The organism is Streptomyces sp. NPDC002690, from assembly GCF_053592415.1.
The window spans coordinates 1-2,572 of record NZ_JBSFVR010000619.1; the positions used below are offsets into that span (position 1 = coordinate 1).

Consider the following 2,572-nt stretch of genomic DNA (forward strand, 5'->3'; position numbering starts at 1 on the left):
CACCGGGCTCCGGGAACGCGTGATGAACGCCGTGCCCACCTCGCTCCGCAAGGGCATCTCGATGGGTATCGGCCCGGAGCGACCGGGTCGGGGGACTCGGCCGTGTCGACGAGGAGGAGCTCGGGCGAGGGCTGCGTGCCGTGGTCCGGCTTGCACAAGATCCACAGGTGCAGCGGGATGCCGTACGGCGGGGCGGCTCCGGCGGGCAGCGCGACGACGGCCCGCAGAGCGCCCCGGCGCAGCAGGTCGGCACGGATGCGGCGGCCGGAACGGCGGGAGGCCGCGGCCGGAGGCATCAGCAGCACGGCGGTGCCGCCTGGTCGCAGTCGGGCCAACGCGTGCTGGACCCAGGCGAGTTCGGACTCGGCGCGGGCCGGATACCCGTACTCCCACCGGGGGTCGTAGGCCAACTCGTCGTGACCCCAGTTGCGCTCGTTGAACGGAGGGTGGCACAGCACCACGTCGGCCGCCAGCTTCGGGAAGGCGTCGGCGCGCAGGGTGTCACCGGTGCGCACGGCCGGCTCCGGCACCTTCGGGGACGCCCCGCCGCCGGCACCCAGGGCGAGGCGGAGCGCGGTGAGCGCCGCGAGGTCGGGGTCGACCTCCTGCGCGTACAGGGCGGCGGGCCGGCCGACGGCCCGCAGCAGCGCCCCGGTGCCGGACGCGGGGTCCAGGACGACGGGGGCGGGCGTCTTCCCGGTCGGCCGACCCAAGTCCTCATCCTGAAGGGCGAGTTCGACCATGAGTGCGGCCAGCTCGGGCGGGGTGAGCGTGTACTGCCTCGGGTTGGAGTCCAGTTGGCGGCCGAAGAGGAACTCGAAGGCCGGGCCCGCCCCGGACTCCGCCGCCATCGCGGCGGCCCCGCGCAGCAGCGGCACGGACGGCCGCAGCGCCTCCGGCCCGGGCAACCGGACGGCCCGGACGGCCTCCGGCCCGGCTCCTTCGGCACCTGCCGGGGCCACCGGCCCGAACCGGGCTTCGAGGACGGGAGCGAGGGCGTCGGGCAGCAGACGGGCGACACGTTCGTCCGAGACCGCCACCAACTCCAGCCAGTCGGTGGGCCGGTCGCGCACGAGCAGCAGCGCGCAGCCCACGTGGATCAGGGCGGTGACGGCACCCGCCGGGTGGCCGGAGAGCTGCTGCCAGACGCGTTCCCGCAGCGGCACCTCGACCAGCTTCCCCTGGCCCCGGAGCCACTTCTCGACGTCGGCGAGTGCGAAGGAGGGGCTGGTCTCCGTGCCGCCGACCGGCTTGGGGAAGTCCGCGTGGCGGCGGCGCCAGTTACTGACGGCGGCCCGTCCGACTCCGGCCAGGCGGGCGATCCCGGCGGCGGTCACCTCAGAGGCGTTCTCCTGCACCGTGCTGTCTCCCTGGTCCGAACCGTCACCGTTCGCGCCACCGTCCGCGCTGTGCAGGCGAGCATACCGACGCACGCCTCACCGATCGATTCACAGGCACACTTCACCTGTTCACTGAATTCCTTGTTGACTCGGTTCACAGGCTCTGCTGTGATGGAGCTGTGCCCGCACCGGTCGAAGTCCACCGGCGCGAAAGGCCCGGCGGAACCCGTCTGCCCGGGTGCCACCGGGCGTCGGTGACCTCTGCTTTCCGTCTCCCGCTCTTCCTCTTCCTGACTTCTCCTGGAGTACCGCCATGCGCCGAGTCGCGCGTACCGCAGCTGCCGCCGTCTGCACCCTCTCCGTGCTCACCCTTGCCGCCTGCGGCAGCGAGGGGGGCGACACCGGCACGGACGCGAAGAAGGGGGGCGCCGCTTCGTCGGCCGCCCCGGCGGAGAAGGAACCGTTCGCGGACTTGTCGGGCCCCGAGGTCGTCAACGCGGCGCTCAAGAACATCCGCAAGGCGACCTCACTGCACCTCGCCGTCGACATGAAGTCGGCCGACACCCCCATGAAGGCCGAGTTCTCCACCAGCATCGGCAACGGCACGTGCACCGGCACCATGGACATGGGCGCCGACGGCTCGATGTCGATCATCAAGATCGGCGAAACCGTCTACATGAAGCTCGACGAGACGATGCTGCGCGCACAGTCCGAGGGCGAGTCCGAGGCGGACATACAGGCCGCGGTGGACATGGTCGCCGACCACTGGATGGCCGAGAAGGCGTCCGACCCGGACACCAAGGACATGGTCGAGTTCTGCGAACTGGAGTCTCTCCTCAAGGATTTCGAGGCAGGCGACACCGAGGCGAAGAAGGCCGGCACGACGACCCTCGACGGCACTCCCGCCCTCCGCCTGAGCGAGAAGGACGGCAAGGAGACCTACTCGATCCTGGTCTCCACCGAGGGCGACCCGCAGCTCCTCCAGGTCAGCTCCACGGGCGGCGACGAGCCGATGACGATGACCTTCTCCGACTTCGACAAGCCCGTCGTGGCGGAGAAGCCGGCCGCGAAGGACATGGTGGACGTCGGCTGAGCCGGGCGTCCGGACGCGCGGTCGACGGGAGTCCGGACGCCGAAGACGACCCCGGGCGGCGGGCATGGGGGGGCCGCGCCGGGTCCGCCGAAGACGATCACCGTGTCGGGCAGTACGGCACGGATCAGGCGGGCCATCC

At 71.8% G+C, this 2,572-nt stretch carries 2 protein-coding genes; one reads left to right on the forward strand and one right to left on the reverse strand.

All coding sequences use genetic code 11. From position 1 onward, the window contains the following. The coding region (locus ACWD3D_RS35935) for an HsdM family class I SAM-dependent methyltransferase (RefSeq protein ID WP_451464863.1) at positions 1 to 1,358 on the reverse strand (1,358 nt) is incomplete at its 3' end. A 295-nt stretch (positions 1,359 to 1,653) separates the two neighbouring features. On the opposite strand from ACWD3D_RS35935, the gene ACWD3D_RS35940 reads away from it, so the two are divergent. Further along, a complete protein-coding gene (locus ACWD3D_RS35940; RefSeq protein WP_451464864.1) occupies positions 1,654 to 2,433 on the forward strand; it encodes a hypothetical protein in 780 nt (259 codons plus the stop codon). The last annotated feature ends 139 nt before the right edge of the window (positions 2,434 to 2,572 follow it).

Bases quoted from the DNA above. Each gene is read 5' to 3' on its own strand.
- ACWD3D_RS35940 (WP_451464864.1), top strand. From the start codon at position 1,654: ATGCGCCGAGTCGCGCGTACCGCAGCTGCCGCCGTCTGCACCCTCTCC.